16 protein-coding genes, 1 tRNA gene and 4 pseudogenes are annotated in these 17,666 nt (G+C 36.3%); 12 read left to right on the top strand and 9 right to left on the bottom strand.

The genetic code is table 11. From position 1 onward, the window contains the following. Positions 1-62: 62 nt before the first annotated feature. Both CCK98_RS10610 and CCK98_RS10605 read right to left on the bottom strand, forming a co-directional pair. Positions 63-337: pseudogene (locus CCK98_RS10610) on the bottom strand (HU family DNA-binding protein). 364 nt (positions 338-701) lie between these two features. Beyond that, positions 702-1,382, bottom strand: a pseudogene (locus tag CCK98_RS10605) (NAD(P)H-dependent oxidoreductase). Positions 1,383-1,565: 183 nt separating this feature from the next. Between CCK98_RS10605 and CCK98_RS36130 the strand changes: the two are divergent. The 6 genes and pseudogenes from CCK98_RS36130 to CCK98_RS10585 all read left to right on the top strand — a co-directional run. After that, positions 1,566-1,778 (top strand): annotated as a pseudogene (locus tag CCK98_RS36130) (GNAT family N-acetyltransferase); the annotation flags it as partial. Positions 1,779-2,210: 432 nt separating this feature from the next. Then, positions 2,211-2,375 (top strand): hypothetical protein, encoded by a 165-nt coding sequence (locus CCK98_RS35220; protein WP_179195757.1) that lies wholly within the window; start codon positions 2,211-2,213, stop codon positions 2,373-2,375. Positions 2,376-2,486: 111 nt separating this feature from the next. Continuing rightward, the gene (locus CCK98_RS10595; protein ID WP_088086554.1) at positions 2,487-3,695 is read left to right on the top strand and encodes an acetate kinase; all 1,209 of its coding nucleotides are present in this window, start codon (positions 2,487-2,489) and stop codon (positions 3,693-3,695) included. A gap of 115 nt (positions 3,696-3,810) precedes the next feature. After that, positions 3,811-4,926, top strand: a complete 1,116-nt coding sequence (gene citZ / locus CCK98_RS10590) for a citrate synthase (RefSeq protein ID WP_088086553.1) — start codon at positions 3,811-3,813, stop codon at positions 4,924-4,926. A gap of 116 nt (positions 4,927-5,042) precedes the next feature. Beyond that, positions 5,043-5,174 (top strand): hypothetical protein, encoded by a 132-nt coding sequence (locus CCK98_RS36125; RefSeq protein ID WP_256942304.1) that lies wholly within the window; start codon positions 5,043-5,045, stop codon positions 5,172-5,174. A 400-nt stretch (positions 5,175-5,574) separates the two neighbouring features. Then, on the top strand, positions 5,575-5,979 hold the full coding sequence (locus tag CCK98_RS10585; RefSeq protein ID WP_256942303.1) for a transposase: 405 nt from the start codon (positions 5,575-5,577) through the stop codon (positions 5,977-5,979). A 228-nt stretch (positions 5,980-6,207) separates the two neighbouring features. Here the strand turns inward: CCK98_RS10585 and CCK98_RS10580 are convergent, their stop codons facing one another. Further along, positions 6,208-7,047: a DUF4037 domain-containing protein gene (locus CCK98_RS10580; protein ID WP_088086552.1), complete on the bottom strand. Its 840-nt coding sequence runs from the start codon at positions 7,045-7,047 to the stop codon at positions 6,208-6,210. A gap of 853 nt (positions 7,048-7,900) precedes the next feature. Here CCK98_RS10580 and CCK98_RS10570 point away from each other — a divergent pair. The 4 genes from CCK98_RS10570 (at position 7,901) to CCK98_RS10560 (ending at position 9,831) form a co-directional block, all read left to right on the top strand. Then, the gene (locus CCK98_RS10570; RefSeq protein WP_088086550.1) at positions 7,901-8,206 is read left to right on the top strand and encodes a hypothetical protein; all 306 of its coding nucleotides are present in this window, start codon (positions 7,901-7,903) and stop codon (positions 8,204-8,206) included. Between the two features lie 403 nt (positions 8,207-8,609). Beyond that, entirely contained in the window at positions 8,610-9,119 is a 510-nt protein-coding gene (locus tag CCK98_RS37005; protein WP_142292141.1) for a DNA/RNA helicase domain-containing protein, read from the top strand. Continuing rightward, positions 9,031-9,351, top strand: a complete 321-nt coding sequence (locus tag CCK98_RS10565) for a DNA/RNA helicase domain-containing protein (RefSeq protein WP_088086549.1) — start codon at positions 9,031-9,033, stop codon at positions 9,349-9,351. The genes CCK98_RS37005 and CCK98_RS10565 overlap by 89 nt, the downstream gene beginning before the upstream one ends. A gap of 204 nt (positions 9,352-9,555) precedes the next feature. Next, the gene (locus CCK98_RS10560; protein WP_088086548.1) at positions 9,556-9,831 is read left to right on the top strand and encodes a hypothetical protein; all 276 of its coding nucleotides are present in this window, start codon (positions 9,556-9,558) and stop codon (positions 9,829-9,831) included. A 172-nt stretch (positions 9,832-10,003) separates the two neighbouring features. Here CCK98_RS10560 and CCK98_RS10555 read toward each other — a convergent pair whose 3' ends face one another. The 4 genes and pseudogenes from CCK98_RS10555 to CCK98_RS35215 all read right to left on the bottom strand — a co-directional run bounded on the left by CCK98_RS10555 (position 10,004) and on the right by CCK98_RS35215 (position 14,765). Then, positions 10,004-10,642, bottom strand: a complete 639-nt coding sequence (locus CCK98_RS10555; protein ID WP_088086547.1) for a M48 family metallopeptidase — start codon at positions 10,640-10,642, stop codon at positions 10,004-10,006. Between the two features lie 71 nt (positions 10,643-10,713). Continuing rightward, positions 10,714-11,418: a hypothetical protein gene (locus tag CCK98_RS10550; RefSeq protein ID WP_088086546.1), complete on the bottom strand. Its 705-nt coding sequence runs from the start codon at positions 11,416-11,418 to the stop codon at positions 10,714-10,716. A gap of 201 nt (positions 11,419-11,619) precedes the next feature. Next, positions 11,620-13,160: pseudogene (locus tag CCK98_RS10545) on the bottom strand (GNAT family N-acetyltransferase). Positions 13,161-14,668: 1,508 nt separating this feature from the next. After that, a tRNA-Sec gene (locus CCK98_RS35215) sits at positions 14,669-14,765 on the bottom strand. Between the two features lie 325 nt (positions 14,766-15,090). Here CCK98_RS35215 and CCK98_RS10540 point away from each other — a divergent pair. Beyond that, positions 15,091-15,516 (top strand): DUF2621 domain-containing protein, encoded by a 426-nt coding sequence (locus CCK98_RS10540; RefSeq protein WP_088086545.1) that lies wholly within the window; start codon positions 15,091-15,093, stop codon positions 15,514-15,516. A 247-nt stretch (positions 15,517-15,763) separates the two neighbouring features. On the opposite strand, the gene CCK98_RS10535 is transcribed toward CCK98_RS10540, so the two are convergent. Continuing rightward, positions 15,764-16,243: a CcdC family protein gene (locus tag CCK98_RS10535; protein ID WP_088086544.1), complete on the bottom strand. Its 480-nt coding sequence runs from the start codon at positions 16,241-16,243 to the stop codon at positions 15,764-15,766. A 197-nt stretch (positions 16,244-16,440) separates the two neighbouring features. Beyond that, the gene (locus CCK98_RS10530) at positions 16,441-17,148 is read right to left on the bottom strand and encodes a cytochrome c biogenesis CcdA family protein (RefSeq protein WP_088086543.1); all 708 of its coding nucleotides are present in this window, start codon (positions 17,146-17,148) and stop codon (positions 16,441-16,443) included. A gap of 276 nt (positions 17,149-17,424) precedes the next feature. Here CCK98_RS10530 and CCK98_RS10525 point away from each other — a divergent pair, with 276 nt between their 5' ends. Next, a complete protein-coding gene (locus tag CCK98_RS10525) occupies positions 17,425-17,601 on the top strand; it encodes an aspartyl-phosphate phosphatase Spo0E family protein (RefSeq protein WP_088086542.1) in 177 nt (58 codons plus the stop codon). Positions 17,602-17,666 lie beyond the last annotated feature (65 nt).

The following is a 17,666-nucleotide window of genomic DNA, read 5'->3' as shown; positions in this document are numbered from 1 at the left end:
TCAAACACAAAAAGGCTCTAGGGATCATACCTTAGAGCCAATTCTTTAAGAACTATACAAACTTATTTAACAGCTTCTTTTAATTCCTTGCCTGGTTTAAAAGCTGGAACTTTAGAAGCAGAAATCTGAATTTCTTCACCAGTTTGTGGATTACGACCTGTTCGAGCTGCACGCTCACGCACCTCAAATGTGCCAAATCCAAATCAACTGGATTTTCTCTTCTTTTGCAAGAGTATTAGAGATGGTTTCAAACAATGCATCGACCGCATTTGCAGCATCTTTCTTTGTTAACTCTGTTTGTGGTTACAACAGCATTCACTAATTCTGTTTTATTCATATTCAAACACCTCTTCTGTTTATTTTTAAATTATGTAGGGATAAAAACATAACATATGTTCTACATGTTTGTCATTAAGTTTGTCATTAAATAAGATTAGATAAAAGAAAGGTATATTCCTGCTTTTTCATGAAGATTAATATTAAAACTGGCTTTTTGGCGAAATAAAATGCATTATTCTCTTTTTTTTCAAATAATTCTCCTTTAACTAAACTGCTTCGTTAGTGGACCAAAAAAAGGGCTGACTTAGCAGCCAAATATTGTTGAACTCAAGCACCCGTTAGTTTAAGTGCAAAATTTCACAATCTTTGTTTAAGATAATAAATAAGCCAATTGAAAGTTTTCGATCAGCCTCCATTAATTCTTATTGATTAGCTTTTTTCACCCATTCTGCAACTGTAACTGTACGTTTGGCTTGATGTTTTACAGTTGCTTGAACAGCTAAAACGTCTTCAGCCATTTTTCCATCTTGATTAACAGTAACACTTGTGCCGTATGGGTTACCACCTGCTCCAAAAATAACTGGGTCTGTATATCCTGGAGTTGCAACTATCGCCCCCCAATGATACATGGTTGTATAAAGAGATAAGATTGTTGCTTCTTGTCCACCATGAGGATTTTCTGCTGAAGTCATAGCACTTACGACCTTATTCACAAGTTTTCCATTAAACCAAAGACCACCTGTGAGATCAAGGAATTGTTTCATTTGGGATGGCATATTGCCAAATCGAGTTGGAACGCTTTAAATGATCGCATCTGCCCATTCTAGATCACTTAATGTAACCTCTGGTTCATCTTTTGTAGCCTCAAAATGGGACTTCCAGATTGAATTTCTTTCAATCTTGTATTGATAATCAATCCCTCTGTATCCTAATTTATCGTATACATCAAGATAAACAGGTACTTTTAATATTTTTGCTTCGGCTCCATTTTCTCTTCCACCCTCTGCTGCCCATTTAGATAAATAAGAAAAGGCAGCCGTAGCGACCCTAGGGGAAGAATTTGACTGGCTTTGCTTACGATAAACACTATTAGTGTTATCCAATGATGTACAACTAAGTAATATATGTTCAGTTTTTTATGTACAGTTTTACGGTGAAAAAATGTACATTTATCGTATTTATGTACATCGCCGAATATATGTACAGGGACATATAGTTGGTTGATATGCATATTAATACTACGTTTTGATGAAGAAAAATCAATATGTACATAAATAGAGAAGGAGATATATCCGTCCTGGAACAATGATGGGGAAGCTGTAACAGGACTTGACCTTTGTTTCCTTCCAATGGATGGGGAAATCAACGAGCTTGGAACAGATATAATTGTGAAATTTCTAAAATGATATTATACTGTTTTATCGAATAAACCGGAGTCTTGGTACTCGATGATTGAAAACTTGGAAGCAAAAGAAAAAGTGGCATTATTATATTTTTAATCATTGTGCCCATACAAGTAGGGTTATCCTAGAGTATTAACAATAGAGCCTGGCATAAGAGGAACATGTGTGTTCCTTACTTTTGCTGGGTTCTTTTTTATTTAGGAAATTTAATATTTTCCTCATTTTATATATTTTTAAATTAATTATTCATAAAAATTCTGTTTTATCCATCTATTATTCTCTTTCATCCTCAAATAGAATGTTATATCCAAAAATTCAGACAAGTGCAATAAATCTATTATAAAATAATCTCAAATAATCAGTCTGTTATAAGACAATAGTTCAGAAAGGCGGACATTGATTAGGAACAAGTCATATCAAAAGATTTCTAGTTTGATTTAAGTTGAACCCTTAGTGATTTTGGATAGTTTACTGCAAATAGAAAAGTATCTTTTGAAGTAACAATATAAAAGATAAGGAAGACTTATTATGAGCGAACAAGAAATGAAGGAACTGAAAGCTTCTAATCATAAAAACTATCAAAAACTATTTCCGCCAAGTGTTTGCTTCTATTGTGGTTCCATTATAGAAGATGAACATGAATCGTCCATGACGAAGTGCCAAAATTGTTTAAGTAAGGAGAAGAGTAGATAAAGGAAAAACACTAACTTGTTTTGAAAGCGCTTGATTTAACAAAACTATAGAGATGTTTCCTTAGAGAAAGGTTAGTACATTTAATAAATTCAACTAAAGGAGATGAATTGAATGTCCAAAATTCTTGTAGTTAATGCTGGAAGTTCCTCATTGAAATATCAACTATTGCACATGCCAGAAGAATTTATAATAACAAAAGGTATGGTGGATCGGATTGGTTTAAAAGATTCAATGTTTACTATTGATGTTCACAACAAGAAAATGAAATTAGTTCAAACGATTAATGACCATCTGGAGGCAGTTAAAATCCTATTGCATAAGCTGATCAATTTAGAAATTATTTCATCGCTTGATGAGATCGATGGGATTGGTCATCGAGTTGTTCATGGGGGCGAAAAATTCAGTGAATCGGTACTGATCAACGATGATATATTAAGAGAAATTGAGGAAGTATCGGAGCTCGCGCCGCTTCACAATCCTGCCAACCTTATCGTGATAAATGCGTTTCGTGAAATATTGCCTGATGTACCTTCAGTAGCAGTATTTGATACTGCTTTTCATCAAACGATGCCAGAACAATCTTTTCTTTACAGTTTGCCATACGAGTATTATCAACAATATGGCATTCGTAAATATGGATTCCACGGGACAAGCCATCAATATGTATCACAACGTTCCGCAGAGTTGTTAAAACGTCCAATAAGAGAGCTTCGTCTAATTTCCTGCCATCTCGGAAATGGAGCAAGCCTTACAGCGATAGATGGAGGTAAATCAATTGACACGTCGATGGGATTTACGCCGTTGGCAGGGGTGACCATGGGAACACGTTCAGGTAATATTGATCCAGCACTGATCACCTATATCATGGAGAAAACAGGTCAGAGCGCTGAGAAAGTGGTGAGCATTTTAAATAAGGAAAGTGGCTTGCTCGGGATATCTGGTTATTCAAGTGATCTCCGAGATATTCAGGAGGCAGCAGAGAAGGGACACAAACGGGCAGAGCTTGCGCTGCAAGTGTTTGCAACAAGAATTCAGGAATATATCGGGATGTACGCGGTAAGGATGAAGGGTCTTGATGCGATTATCTTTACTGCTGGTATTGGAGAAAACAGTGACCTTATCCGCGCTCGTGTTTTGGAAGGTCTAGAATTTATGGGAGTGTATTGGGATCCTAGCCTTAATAAAGTAAGCGGCAGAGAAACGTTCATTAGTTATCAGCATTCACCGGTCAAAGTGATGGTCATTCCGACTAATGAAGAAATCATGATTGCAAGGGATACGTCTCGTTTAGGTATTCGTGAAAGTTTACTGGTTGTATAGAATTTTATAATATAAAAATATTTTTTATCTTGTTTTCGGTAAACTTGTAATCTACCAGATGAAAAAGCTAGCGTAAAGGATTTCCAATTCATCAGTTCATACAAGGAGGATTATGATGGTAAAAACGAAGGGCTTAGAAGGCGTCGTTGCAACAACTTCTTCTGTCAGTTCGATTGTCGATGATGTGTTAACGTATAGGGGGTATTCAATTGATGAACTAGCCGAATATACCGATTTTGAAGAAGTTATTTTTTTATTGTGGTATGGCAATCTTCCAACATTGAAGCAGTTAGAGGCATTTCGAAAAGAACTAAATGAAAATGCATTACTTCCAGCCGAATTAATTACACAATTGAAAAGTTATCCTGCCAAAAATATTCATCCTATGGCAGTCTTAAGGACTTGCGTATCGGCACTCGCACTGTATGATGATGAAGCCGATGACAACGATGAACAAGCGGACATTCATAAAGCAATCCGTATACAAGCGAAAGTACCGTCGATTATCGCGGCTTATGCTCGAATTTGTGAAGGGAAAGAACCTATTTTACCAGATATTTCACTGAGTTTTGCTGCCAACTTTCTGTATATGTTAAAGGGGTCAATACCTGATCCAACGTCGGAGGTAGCTTTTAACAAAGCACTTGTTCTTCATGCTGACCATGAACTAAACGCCTCAACCTTTACTGCTCGTGTATGCGTTGCCACATTGGCAGATATGTATTCAGGGATTACGGCTGCAATTGGAGCACTGAAAGGACCGCTTCATGGAGGAGCTAATGAGCATGTAATGAAAATGCTGGCTGCAATTGATGACATCGATTCTGTTGAGCTTTATCTGCACCGAGCATTTGCAAACAAAGAGAAAATTATGGGTTTCGGGCATAGGGTTTATAAAAATGGCGATCCGCGTGCGAAACATTTACGGGAAATGTCGCGGCTTTTATCCAAGGTGACAGATGAAGATAAGTGGTATAACATGTCGATAAAGATTGAAGAAATCATCATAAGAGAAAAGGGATTGTTGCCAAACGTTGATTTCTATTCTGCGTCGGTTTATCACTGCTTAGGGATAAAACAAAACCTTTTCACACCTATTTTTGCGATGAGCCGCACATCAGGCTGGATCGCTCATATTTTGGAACAGTATGAAAACAATCGCTTAATTCGCCCTCGTGCTGAATATATCGGATTGAAACACCAAGCATATGTCCCGATTGCGGAACGTTAGTTGACATGGCTTGACTATAAAACAGTCAATCTATAAAATTCTGGAAATAAGCATGAAGATTCTTTCTTTCGAGCTTCAATTAATACTAGCTAATCTTTAAGAACGGAGGACTTTCTGTGAGTGAGCAAGAAGAAACGTTGATTTTTAAAACTTCTATCATTCTGGGAAAAGATACTAGTCAAATGCCGTTAAACGATATTATTCAAGAACTGGTTCATGTTATCAAGACAGAAATGAACGACGATTAATAATAATAAATAAGATTATAAATAAGCTAGATAAGACATTTTTTAATAATGTGTTTTGTCTAGCTTTCTTTTGTCTAGTTTGATTATCTTAAATTTTATAATATACCCGTTAAAAATTGAGCTTTAGTGAGAGCTTTTTAGTTGAAGAAAATTATTTTCTAATAATCTTCCTTTAATTGTAAAAAATGTGAGAAAGTCTTTAAAAAGGACTTTCACACATTTTTTTTGGACTATAAACTACCCTTAATCTTAGCTACTTCATTGAAGACATGGATGACGATTTATGAAGTAAAGGATTTACCTTAATTATGCTTAATTGGACAAAAAACCAGCCATACAATATGTATACCTAGAATCGCTAAAAGAATGGCTGAACAAATACTAGCTGAAGTGGGAACCGATGTTAAAAATACAATTCCAAACTGCACCAGAATTATGTTCATGGGCAGCTCTTGTACCTGGACATAACGAAAGTGCAGGAAAAAGGAAATCGACAAAATCAAAAAAAGGCAACAAGTATTTAAAATCTGCTTTAACAGAAGCAGCTCATTTAGTAGGTGCATCAAAAAACTACCTTGGTGCATTGTATAGACGAACACTAGCACGAAAAGGTAGAAAAAGAGCAGCCATTGTCGTCGCACATGCCATGTTAAGATTTGCTTTTTATCTTCTGACGAGAAAAGAAATGTATGTAGACTTAGGCGAAGACTACTTTGACAAACAAAAGCAAGTATCCATTGTACGACATTCGGTTTGCAGACTGGAAAGTCTAGGGTATACCGTGACAATTACAGAGTCTTCTTGATCCATCAATCTCATTAAATATCATAGGAATCAGGCGCTGCCACTTTTTTAAAAAATGAATGAGCTACGTCTTCTTTAGTATTGCCATTTTCCAACATTTCAGAAGTTAGTTTTCATGGTAGTTTTAATCCTTCTTATTCCACTAAACTGCTTCGTTAGCTGAACAAGCAAAAAGACCGCCGCAGCCATCCCATCTTTAACATAAGCACCCGTTAGCTTAATAAGGTATCTATTTTATTTCATTTTTTGGTCTCAAAAATAACGATTTATCAAGAACTAAAGATAAATCTATTTGTGGAAATTCACGTTGTATTAGTTCGTACATTTCCTTTATTATTACTTCTAATTCTCTTACAGAAACCTTTGGGTCTTCAAGAAAAATAGACTCTAAGCGGCTTGTTATATTTTTAGGAGTGATTTCCATTGAACTAAGTGTATGTCTTTGCCACTTAAAGGCTGGATGGTGTACGAATTGACGGTTTAAACCGAATAAAACTCCCATTATATTGGTTTGAACGTCTACCATTACTTTATAAAGCATTAACCAATCTTTTCGCTCAAGTAAAGCTTCACGATTATTCCATCTATTACCTAAAAAAATATTCTCCTTTACCATAGCCACACTTAATTCATAAGGGTATTTACTTACTTTCTCTTTCATACTATTAATAACTAAATCACCGCTAAGTGTAACTCCGTTATAAACCGTTGCTACAATACATTGCTTATCTAAATCCGTATCATAAGATATAATCACATCACTTATAACTTTGTTTATTGTTTCTGTTAAAAAATTGCTTATTTCTAATTTTACACCTTGAGTTATGTATGTTTCTGACCATTCCTCATCTTCATATGGGTGAAAGTCGATAATATTACCATTTAATTCTATGATTGGAGCCTTCCTTTCCTCGTCAGTAGGAGCTCCTTTCCAAAAAACAAATAGTTCAATATCCGAATGTTCATCTTGCCAATTTCGTGATACAGAACCTCCTAATAAAACGGCTTCAACTTTTGGATTTTGTTGATAGATATTTGCTATTTCTGATGCTAATATTTTTAAATCCACATAACCTCTACCTTTCGAAAACTTCTTTGATTATTCCGCTAGTCGAGTAGAAAGGAACCTCTCTACCTTACGGTAGATTGTGTTCCTCTCCCTCACAGAACCGTGCTTGCGATATTAACGCACACGGCTCCTCCTAGTTACCATTCACAAAACCTTGCTAATCTCTTAGGTTTAGATTTTGCTAATTCTGCTATCCTTACTAGTTTTGTCTCCATTTATTATTCCTACCTCTGTGTGTAGGAAATGGGTCCCTAGCAAGGGTGATAACTGGTAGCTAGCCTTTCCTCCATCGGCATTACCCAACTTCATTGGTACTACGCTGCTATCCGACTCCCTACACCGGCATTTGGTTTCCTTACTTTTTATCGCTTGTACACCATACTCTTCTAACAAGAAAAGACCGGTAGGGTCTCCCGAGTTGCCGTATCATATCAATGTGTAACGTGCCAAGGTCTCTGACTCCAGAGAGGTTTTACCCATCTTGCCTTAAACGAAGGATAAAATGTAGCTTTCTGCTGCAGGTAAAGCATCAGCCCTCTCGATTTACTAACATTATGGAGCTCAATCCCTTCAACCATTTGGCTTTCGGCCCGCCACCTAACTGTCTACGCTTAAAGACTAAAGTTACCTTTAGCCCTCCAAGACTCGCTACGAGCGAATGGCTAGTTCTTACTCGACGGGAATCCCACCCGCTATATGATACGACCTATGCTCGGCCGCACACGCACCCGTTACTTTAAGTGCATTTTATCACAAAGTGCCTTTTCAAGTTTTTATCGATTCTACCCTTCTTTGCAGATGAATATCTTTGTTATAATTGAAAAAATGACAAAAATATATAAGGAGTGGGAGGATGGAGAAGGAAGAGATCCTAGAAGACATGGTTTCCATGCAAGTTAGTTGCGCCCTATTAACAGTTTTAGGGTACTTTCCACACGTGATAACCAGCTGGAGTGATAGTGACGAAATCTTTATTCCTGAGTATTTACTTTTCTATTCATATCATGGCTTTATTCTGACATTTGTAGTAAGCGCCATAACCTCATGGATATGTTATGGAATAGGTAAATATAAGATCATCAGATGGATAATTCTGATTCCCTTCTTTTGGATCTTCTGGGGCGCCTTCTGGTTTATTATTGTGGAATCTTATTACTGATACTTCGAGGGTAGCCAATTTGTAATGGTTTCTGTTGTCATCAGCATTTCAAAAAAGGGTGAACCACTATTTCCTAAACCATGTAAACAAACAATTGTTGGTTTACTTTTTTTCTCCCCATTCATCAAAAGTAAACACTATTATCGATAATTTAGACATAATTCCTTCATTTTGCCCTCCCAGTTTGCTTCTTTTTTAACTTGTTTATTTCTTTAAAAGTGTGATATTCCTTATTAAACTCCCTCAGCTTAATACGATTTTCTCCCGAATACTCGCTTATTCGCAGGATTTCATAACCATTGATTAGGAATAACAAATGAATCGAATGAGCTCAGATTATTATGGCTTCGTGAAGGCATAGTTAAATAGAGGAGTATAGTTCAACTCCACAATTTACCATATAATGTACATGCTCCACGCCGCCCCTGGAGGCTTTCCCAGTGGCCTTTCACTTTGGAATCAGTCTATTAAAAAAGGACATTGGATAGTTCACACTAGCGACATTTTAGATGGCTTATTTCCTTATTCCCAACAACATATTATAAAGCCAACCTATAATCTAACCCACACATTAAGAAGCCATGCAGCAATCGAGTGGCATAAGTGGGTAGAAGATCTATTTCAATGTCATTTTTCAGACTTAAAGGAGTCAACTTCGTTTGTCATACAGAATGGATTAAATCTTTATGTAACACGCAGCGTAGAAAAAGCACGGACAATGGTTCAAAGTGTATATCAAGATACCACAAAACAGTATGGTAACTTAGTTTCATCAAAGGGATTTCGAAGAGGAACACTTCCTATTCTGGAAGATAAATCGCATTATGTATGCTTATTTCAATCATCCCGATTCAGCTTATTTTTCGTCAAGATTGAATCACTATGCTACAGAATTCCAAACACAGAGGCTTGAGTTAGATTTAGGGATTCTTCTATGGGGATATGATTTCCGTATTGAAAATGGACAATGGGTGAACTATTATCAAGACCGCCGATTGAAAAACCCTTATCAAATTCGAAAAAATAGTTATCGTGTCCTGCTTACACGAGGAAGAGACGGCACTATATTAGTCATTCCAAATGACCCAAGATTAGATGATACATACGATCTATTTGTTTCTCTTGGAGTTCCTGTACTTAAGTAAAATCTTCAATTAAACAAATTCTATAGTAAAGCCAATACCTAAAAGCATTGGCTTTTCTTTTTCTTCATTGCTCCAGAAGTATGAATGACTTCCCTCTAATAGGGTTGCTTTATAATGTCAAGTTGGTGGCAAAAACTTAATCATATTTCCACCAACTACATCTGTTTAAACTATACATAGGAAAAAAGAAGTCTATTATAATGTTTGGCCTTTTTTAGGTGTACACTTTTATTTTCTGTCTCAAGCAGTTTTGAAGACCCCTTTTATGGTATTGATATGCCGACAAAAGAGGAGTTATTTGCTAACAGACATGAACATGAACATGAACGAGCAATTGGAGAAGTAATTGGCGCGGATTCATTAGCGTTTTTAAGCACTGAAGGTTTATTGGAGGCGGTTGATGTAAATCTTGCAGAAACCAGCAGCCGTTGTGTTTCCTGTTTTAGCGGAGCTTATCCAACTAAATTATATTTGAAATGAATAGTATCACACACCTTATATGAAACAAACTGCCCCCCAATTGTTAGACAACCTAACAATTGGAGGAGCAGTTTTTCTATGGGCGGAAATAAGCAATTCCGAAGAACTGCTTATCTTGATTTTTTCTATTCAAGAAATAATTTCTTTGACCAGCAGATTTATTCGATCGTTTTCAGCCTATTCCTTGATTACTTTTTATTTGCTCGTAAACTTTTTGGTATGTAGCTGCTTCTTTTACCATTCCTTTATGTTGATACATACGACTTATTTTCTGTACAGGATTAGGGTCCTGTGGTTGAAGTTCCATTTCCCAGAAAAAGCAATCAATAGCTTTATCAAATTGTTTAAACTCTGCATAATAATCCCCCAATTCCATCATCTGATCAGGGTCCTCTAATAATGCTAACATATTATTCATTTTTCGAATCACCGCTGAATAGGGGTGTATTTTTTGAATAGGTAAAAGTTTTTCGTGAACCTCTTTGAGATCATGCTCTTCAAGCAGGATAACAGCGAGTTGAAAGATTTTTTGTTCCAATAGTTTAGAGTGATCTTCGGGGACTAGCTGTTGAAACATAAAGATGAAATCGTCTAGGTGAGATCCTACAAATCCAGCATTCAAATTCCCCCATAATGAATTCAGGATAGCATCATAGGAAGTTGGCAGATCATGGATGAAATTTAATAAAAATAAGGCCGCTGTCTCGTAATTATCTTCTTGAATCATTTTTTCAATAATGGACTTTGCCTCAGGTAAAACTCGATACGGATTGATATTTACCTCTCCTAGTATGAATATCCATTCTTTCATCGTAACAAGTTATAGAGCAAAATCTGTGTACTTTTTAATCGATTCAGCCTTTGGAGATTCAATCCAGAGCACTAACAACTCCAGTACAGTAAACAATCCTGTTTTGTAAATATATCTTCTAAAAAAACACGCATTTCTGGATTTGATCTATTTTGGAAGCAAAGTAGTTCAACAAATAGTGGATCCTTTTTTAGGATGGAAGGTAAACTCGAGGATTTGTAAAAATCATGATATGAATTGAATTCTTGTGAATTTTGACGTTCATTTGCTGATTTTAATGAAGGTACAAAATCATGTAAAATTTGAATAATCTGAAATGACTTCATAAATTTTCCGCTTCTTCTATAGTGAAAAAAGACCTTGTCAATAATTTTTACAAGCTCATCCTTATCAAAAAATGAGTCAAGTGTTGTCGCAATATAGGCTATTTCCTTTAAAGAATAATGAATTTGGAGTTGAGTGAAGAGTTTATTTTTATTTTGAATAGAAACGGATTGATTGGGGATTAATGCATTTAATATTGGATGAGGAGATTCAATCACAATACCTTCATGAAATGCTTTATTGATAAATGATCCTTCTTCCACCTTATCTAGTTTATCACCATATATTAATGAATTTTTAAAGTATATAAAATAAAATCTTTCGTTATCTGCTGTTAAAACTTCGATTACATTGGTTCTTGCAAACACCGCAGCCCGGATAACATTACCTTTTACTTTATACTTTTTATCTTTTATGGATATTTCAGTTGGTCTTATAAGCTCTTTATACATTCAACTTAGCCTCCTTGCATAATGTATACACTGATTTTCTAGCTTTCGTGGTTAATTATTAACATACTTCCCAAAAAAGCTACTGTTCACAGTGATCCCAAAGTTTTCCCTCCGGAAGTAAAACAAATAAAGGTGCCAATCACCAAATCCAAGTCTGGTGCTTGACACCCTAAGTTATAAACAACTTAATCCTGCTTTATGCTAATCCAATCCATTCCATTCAATTCGATACAAATCATGTCGTCGATCGCGTAATTGGCGCAGCGAACCAGAATTCCGAGAACGTCTCAGCTTCTCAAGGTCTACGTCACCAACAACTACGGTGTCAATGTTAGCATCACATTCCCCTACAATCCCATCCCTTGCAAACTCAAAATCGGAAGGCGAGAAAATTCCAGATTGTGCGTACTGAATATCCATATTCTCAACATGCGTTAAGTTGCCCACGGTTCCAGCAATACAGGTATATACTTGGTTCTCAATCGCACGTGCCTGGGCACAGTAGCGAACACGGAGGTACCCCTGACGATCCTCCGTACAAAAAGGTACAAATATAATGTTTGCACCCTTATCAACAGCAATCCTTGCGAGTTCCGGAAACTCGATGTCGTAAGAAATGTGGATAGCAATCTTTCCGCAATCCGTGTCAAACACATGAATTTCGTTTCCTTCTGAAATGCCCCACCACTTTTTCTCGTTTGGTGTGGCGTGAATTTTGGACTGTTTTTCTATCGTGCCGTCGCGACGGAATAAAAAACCAACATTGTAGACATCCCCATTTTCTTCAACAAAATGTGATCCACCAACAATGTTGATGTTATATCGTACTGCGAGTTGCGTAAACAGTTCAATATATTGATCTGTATAGGTTGCCAGTCGTCGAACTGCCTGATCCGGCCGTTTTTCTTCCAGAAATGACATCATTGGGTTGTAAATATCTCCGGAAATACAACAAAATCAGATCCGAAATCAGCCGCGACGTCGACATAGTACTCAATTTGACGATTAAAATCCTGAAACGAGTCAATTTTTTTCATCATGTACTGAACCGCACAGATTCTAACCGGGAACGATGTGCGATAAATTCGCTTATTCTTTGGACGATAATCGATGTTGTTCCATTCTATCAAGGTAGCCATAGAATCAGATGCTTTGTCATCTGGCAGGTAGCTTGTGTTGATACGTTTAATAGTAAACCCCTGCAGGAGCTGAAAGGACAAAACTGGGTCATAAATACTGTGCTTCTCAACTGCAGCAACATACTCACGAGCCGTCATTTCATTCTTGTATTTGTGGTAATTTGGGATTCGTCCGCCGATAATGATGCTTTGAAGATTTAATCGAACAGCGAGTTCCTTGCGCGCCTCGTAAAGACGGGCACCTAGTTTCATGCGCCGGTATCCTGGATCGACCATCACTTCAATCCCGTACAAATTTTTCCCGTTGTGGTCGTGATTCGTGATATACCCGTTGTCCGTAATAACGTCCCATGTGTGCTGGTCGTCATATTCTTCAAAATTGACGATTAAACTTGAACAGGAACCTACAATCTTGTCCTCATATTCCACGCAAAATTGACCCTCTGGGAAAATTCGAATGTGACTAACCAATTGCTCCCGCTTCCATGGGTCCATGTTAGGGAAGCAAACTTTCCCTAACTCTATAATTTCATCAATGTCTTCGATTTGTATGTTGCGAATGATTATTTTCTTCTCGTATTTCGACATATCTGTCTCTGACACGTTCTCACACCCTCGTTCTAGTTGTAAAGCTATGTAGTTTCCTTGAAAATATCCTAGCTTCTATTAAAATGCCATTATTCATTTATGATTCCCTTTAATTACATAATTAATGATGCATATAAAAAGTTATTCTGAGTCAAAATTTCCATTTTCCCCTTAACTTTGCGAATGATTGATTTTTATAATAACTCCGTCTACTAATACCTCACACTTGGTGACATCATCTCCTTAGCAAAAGCAGTAGGTTGGTGCTTATTCCACCGCTTATGTCATTCCAATTGTAATGAATAGATACGTTATTAAGAGTAATCCTGTTTTAATTCTTTGTCACGTTAAACGAAAGACTGTAAGTTAAGCCATTCCACAGCATGGTTGAATTTCAAGATTTAATGAACGCAATTGAACCGATACGGATTGCTTGCTCAAGCAGTCTCCAGACCCGCTCTAGTACGCTCTGAGATTATGTTACGTTTCATCTCAGCTAGGACAAATAATTGAAAAAAACGACAAAAAAAGAAAAAAATGGATTAATTTTTCTTTTATATTTTCATAATTAGAAGTATAATAGTTTTCCTCATCAAGTGATCCATGACTAAAAACTCTCATAAGATTCATTTTATATAGCAGTGAGGGGAGGAGAACCCTTGAATAATCGATTATTCGTTTTACGCAATTATGAAACAATCGTAAGTTAGTTTGTTTGTTGTATCTGCTTACCTTGTGTTTTATTTAAATATGAATGGAGTGTATTTCATGATTTTCAGCCAACAGGATTTCAATGTAAAAAAATTAAACTACTCGATTTGATCTGCTATTAAAAGAGACGCAAAATATTTGTCTAAATTAATATTACAGATTAATGGAGAAACCAAAAATATGGACCTTGAACAGGGAGAGGCGTTCATAGACCATAACTTTATCTCGGAACAACGAAGGTCGACTCGTCAAATTCGTTGAACGGAGTTTTAATTTCAGTAACAGTTTAAGATTCAATAGTGTCTTCTTCTGTCTTCATTGGCTTAAACTTATCATGAATTGAAATATGAAAAAGGTTTTCAAGATAACACCAACGCAGAATACTCTCAGGTTCTTACACCAATATTGACTGTTATAGGTTGAAGACCTTTATCGTTGAGCATAAAGTCAACTCACTCAAGGAACACTTCAAGAGTCATTTGCTCTCTTCATAAGTCTTCACCAAGATAATCTAGTAACCATTGAAAGTGAATCTGAAAATCTTCAATAGTACGAGGAGCTAAACCCTCCGTCTGTTTGAACCACATGAATCGCTCAAACATTCAGTCATAGTCAAGATCTCAGTAACCTTTCTTATGCCTGTGACTCTTCCTTGTTTTCTCAATCCTTACGCATACAAAAAACCTCCAAATAATATATCTGAAGGCTCTGAACACAAATGGTTTTGGCTTCTCGGTTTCACACAGTGTCGTATAAACTTAACAAAAGACTGTAGTGGTAAGATGTTATGTAATGGATTGAAAAGTCATTATTGGCGGGACTGCGTGGGAATCGAACCCACCAGACCTGGCACGCAGGTCTCAGGCAGTTTTGAAGACTGTGGAGGACACCAGTACCCCATTCAGCCCCATGGATGTTAAAATATCTAAGATGTTTGGACTACAGTAACACAGTCTTTTGGCGAAAGAAACAAATTCCTTCGCTTCCCTATCATTTGATATCATATTACTATGGAATATGGTGATAATCAATAGAATCAGCGTATTTGTCTTTTTTTCGACAAGCTTTTCATCAGTAAACTACGGAACCATTACCTGTTTAGTGCATTCACTATGATTCGATTCTTGATTAAAATCTTAAGTATAATTTCATTCAATTTTGTCCAATACTTGTCTTAATTCATAAAATCAGACTATAATAAGAAGAAAAATAGTTATCTTGTAGGTGAATAGATATGCTTCATGGTTGGTTTCTATGGTTTATCCTGTTCTGGGTATTTTTCCTAGTTGGGTCATTTGCCATCGGAGGATTTTTTATGTTCCGTAAGTTTTTGAAGAAGATGCCGAAAGAAGACGGAAAGTCAGTTATGGATTGGGAAGAACATTATGTAAATGAATCGCGACACTTGTGGGGGCCTGAGGAGAAAGAACTCCTAGAGGATTTAGTCAGTCCTGTTCCCGAATTATTCCGTGATGTTGCCAGACATAAGATTGCCGGAAAGATTGGCGAAATCGCCCTTCGAGAAAAAGCTCCAAAAATTACTCAGGACCTCGTTATTCGTGGATATATTCAAGCCACACCAAAAAGAGATCATAAATTTTTACGAAAAAAGCTCTTTGAAAATAGAATTGATGTTGCTCCTTTTGAGCACTTATTTTAACCATCTAGCTAATAGATGGTTTTTTTATTTTGTCATCAACGGACACCATTGGATACATTTTTCATAGTTCTTTCCTAAAATTTGTCGTCAATAGCCCTCATTGGCGACACTTTTCTCTGATTTTCACTGACTTTTGTCGCCAATAGCCCGGAACTATGCAAACATTTTCGACCAATATTTCAAACTCATTATTTAACAAATCCTAAAAAGAAAAACTGATCCAATAAAGGACCAGTCTATCACATAATTATAATTGCTTATCACCATGAAGTTGCCTAAACAGCTTTTTGTAGTCCATATACATCGCAATCCGCCAGGGGACAATCATACAATAGGCAAGGAAAAAGAACATCCCACTTAATTCTCCCAAATCAATGCTTGCACTTAGTACCGACTTCATAACAAGGCGAACAACTAATAGACCAATTAAAATAAAGAAAAATGCCTTGGATCGCTTTAGATAAATATCGTTATCGCGGATCTCAAACTTTGAGGTTTTAATTAGTAAGATAGAGAATAGCATCCCAACAATCGCTGCCTCGATCATTTCTGCTCCAGTTAGTCTAAATTGCGGATCTATATACATTAAAGCCCCACTCGACATGAAAAATGGAGGTAGAATTATTTTACGAGCATTCGTGGGTTTCTTTGCAGCTTTCATACGGACAACCAAGGCAAGGCTGCCCATAAAAACCGCTCCAATTGAAGAAGCAAGAACTATGTTCATTAGATTCATTCCTTATCTAATTTATTTACTAACCCATTATATCGCAAATAAATTCATTTGAAAAAAATTAACTCATGATAAAATGTTCCCATTTCTAACACACAGGTGATCGATACAAAAAAAGGAAAAAACCTCCTAAGGAAGTTCCCTTTCAAAAAATATAATATTTTTATATATTTATCATTTTCGAGTTTAAATTAGAACCCCGTAAAGCCACCAAACATTCCTGAAAAAATAGTAATGATTTTAGTCATCCAGTCAAAGAAGAGGACAACCCCCATTACAATCATTATGTAACCGCCAATTTTAACAATTTTTCCGCTGTTCTTCTTAATCCAAGTCATGCGTCCAAGGAAGAACGAAAGGATAAAGAATGGTATGGCAAAGCCTAGACAATAGGCAATCATATACATCATACCTGAACCTGGATTTGTGGCTGCCAGGGAAATAACAAACGATAGAATCGGACCTGTACAAGGCGTCCAACCAGCTGCAAATGCCATCCCAATTAAGACAGAACCAAAATAACCTGAAGGACGATTTTTAAATTCAATGCGGCGATCCTTCATCAAAAACTTCGGATTTAATATTCCTACGATCACTATACCAAAGAAAACAATAAAAATTCCGCCTAGTTGACGAATAAGATCTTTATACTGTAAGAAAAAGCTTCCTAGAAACGAAGTTCCAAATCCAATCGCAATAAAAATAATTGAAAAGCCTAAAAGGAAAAATAATGTGTGGAGTAAACTCCGCTTTTGAAGCATGGCATTTTCACTTTTTAGTTCCCCAACAGACATACCTGTGATGTACGAGAGAAATGCAGGATAAAGCGGTAAACAACAAGGAGAAATAAAGCTTAAAAATCCTGCCCCTAAGGCTAAAAATATATTTACATCTGACATATTAACACTCCCACTATAGTCGATACGTTTATATTCTAACAAATGTTTGATATAAATGATAATGGTTAAATTGAATATTTTATGTCGCCGCCTTTTTTTGTTCCACTGAAATGCCTCTTCCATAAAATATATACATAAATTCGTTGGATATTTATTTACAAATGCCTTTGTAAAAATTTACATCATAGGTTATACTAGTAAAACCAATGTCATTTTGATATATTAGTAGTCTATTTGCACCATAATTTAGGGGTTACTCCGGAAAGGACATCGGCCGTGACAAAAAATGATTTAGTTACATTAATTGAAGAAAAACGAGCTGAATTAATTCAAGTCGCCATCACCAACGGCTTGACATCCTCCGTTGCAATTCGTTACAGCCAGGAACTTGATCATCTCTTAAATGAATATCATAGAATATATATAAACAAGATGCCTTCATCAGCTAGTTAAAAGAAAGTCCTTGTATGTCGTCATCATTAGAAATAGACAATAGACCTATATAATGGAAAAAAGCC

The sequence above is a fragment of the Bacillus sp. OV166 genome, from assembly GCF_900177675.1.
Taxonomy (GTDB): domain Bacteria; phylum Bacillota; class Bacilli; order Bacillales; family Cytobacillaceae; genus Neobacillus.
Note: the sequence above shows the minus strand (reverse complement) of the source record. Positions and strands in the feature narration are given on the sequence as shown.

Bases quoted from the DNA above. Each gene is read 5' to 3' on its own strand.
- CCK98_RS35220 (WP_179195757.1), top strand. From the start codon at position 2,211: ATGAGCGAACAAGAAATGAAGGAACTGAAAGCTTCTAATCATAAAAAC.
- CCK98_RS10595 (WP_088086554.1), top strand. From the start codon at position 2,487: ATGTCCAAAATTCTTGTAGTTAATGCTGGAAGTTCCTCATTGAAATAT.
- citZ (WP_088086553.1), top strand. From the start codon at position 3,811: ATGGTAAAAACGAAGGGCTTAGAAGGCGTCGTTGCAACAACTTCTTCT.
- CCK98_RS10585 (WP_256942303.1), top strand. From the start codon at position 5,575: ATGTTAAAAATACAATTCCAAACTGCACCAGAATTATGTTCATGGGCA.
- CCK98_RS10570 (WP_088086550.1), top strand. From the start codon at position 7,901: ATGGAGAAGGAAGAGATCCTAGAAGACATGGTTTCCATGCAAGTTAGT.
- CCK98_RS37005 (WP_142292141.1), top strand. From the start codon at position 8,610: ATGTACATGCTCCACGCCGCCCCTGGAGGCTTTCCCAGTGGCCTTTCA.
- CCK98_RS10565 (WP_088086549.1), top strand. From the start codon at position 9,031: ATGTATGCTTATTTCAATCATCCCGATTCAGCTTATTTTTCGTCAAGA.
- CCK98_RS10555 (WP_088086547.1), bottom strand. From the start codon at position 10,642: ATGAAAGAATGGATATTCATACTAGGAGAGGTAAATATCAATCCGTAT.
- CCK98_RS10550 (WP_088086546.1), bottom strand. From the start codon at position 11,418: ATGTATAAAGAGCTTATAAGACCAACTGAAATATCCATAAAAGATAAA.
- CCK98_RS10540 (WP_088086545.1), top strand. From the start codon at position 15,091: ATGCTTCATGGTTGGTTTCTATGGTTTATCCTGTTCTGGGTATTTTTC.
- CCK98_RS10535 (WP_088086544.1), bottom strand. From the start codon at position 16,243: ATGAACATAGTTCTTGCTTCTTCAATTGGAGCGGTTTTTATGGGCAGC.
- CCK98_RS10530 (WP_088086543.1), bottom strand. From the start codon at position 17,148: ATGTCAGATGTAAATATATTTTTAGCCTTAGGGGCAGGATTTTTAAGC.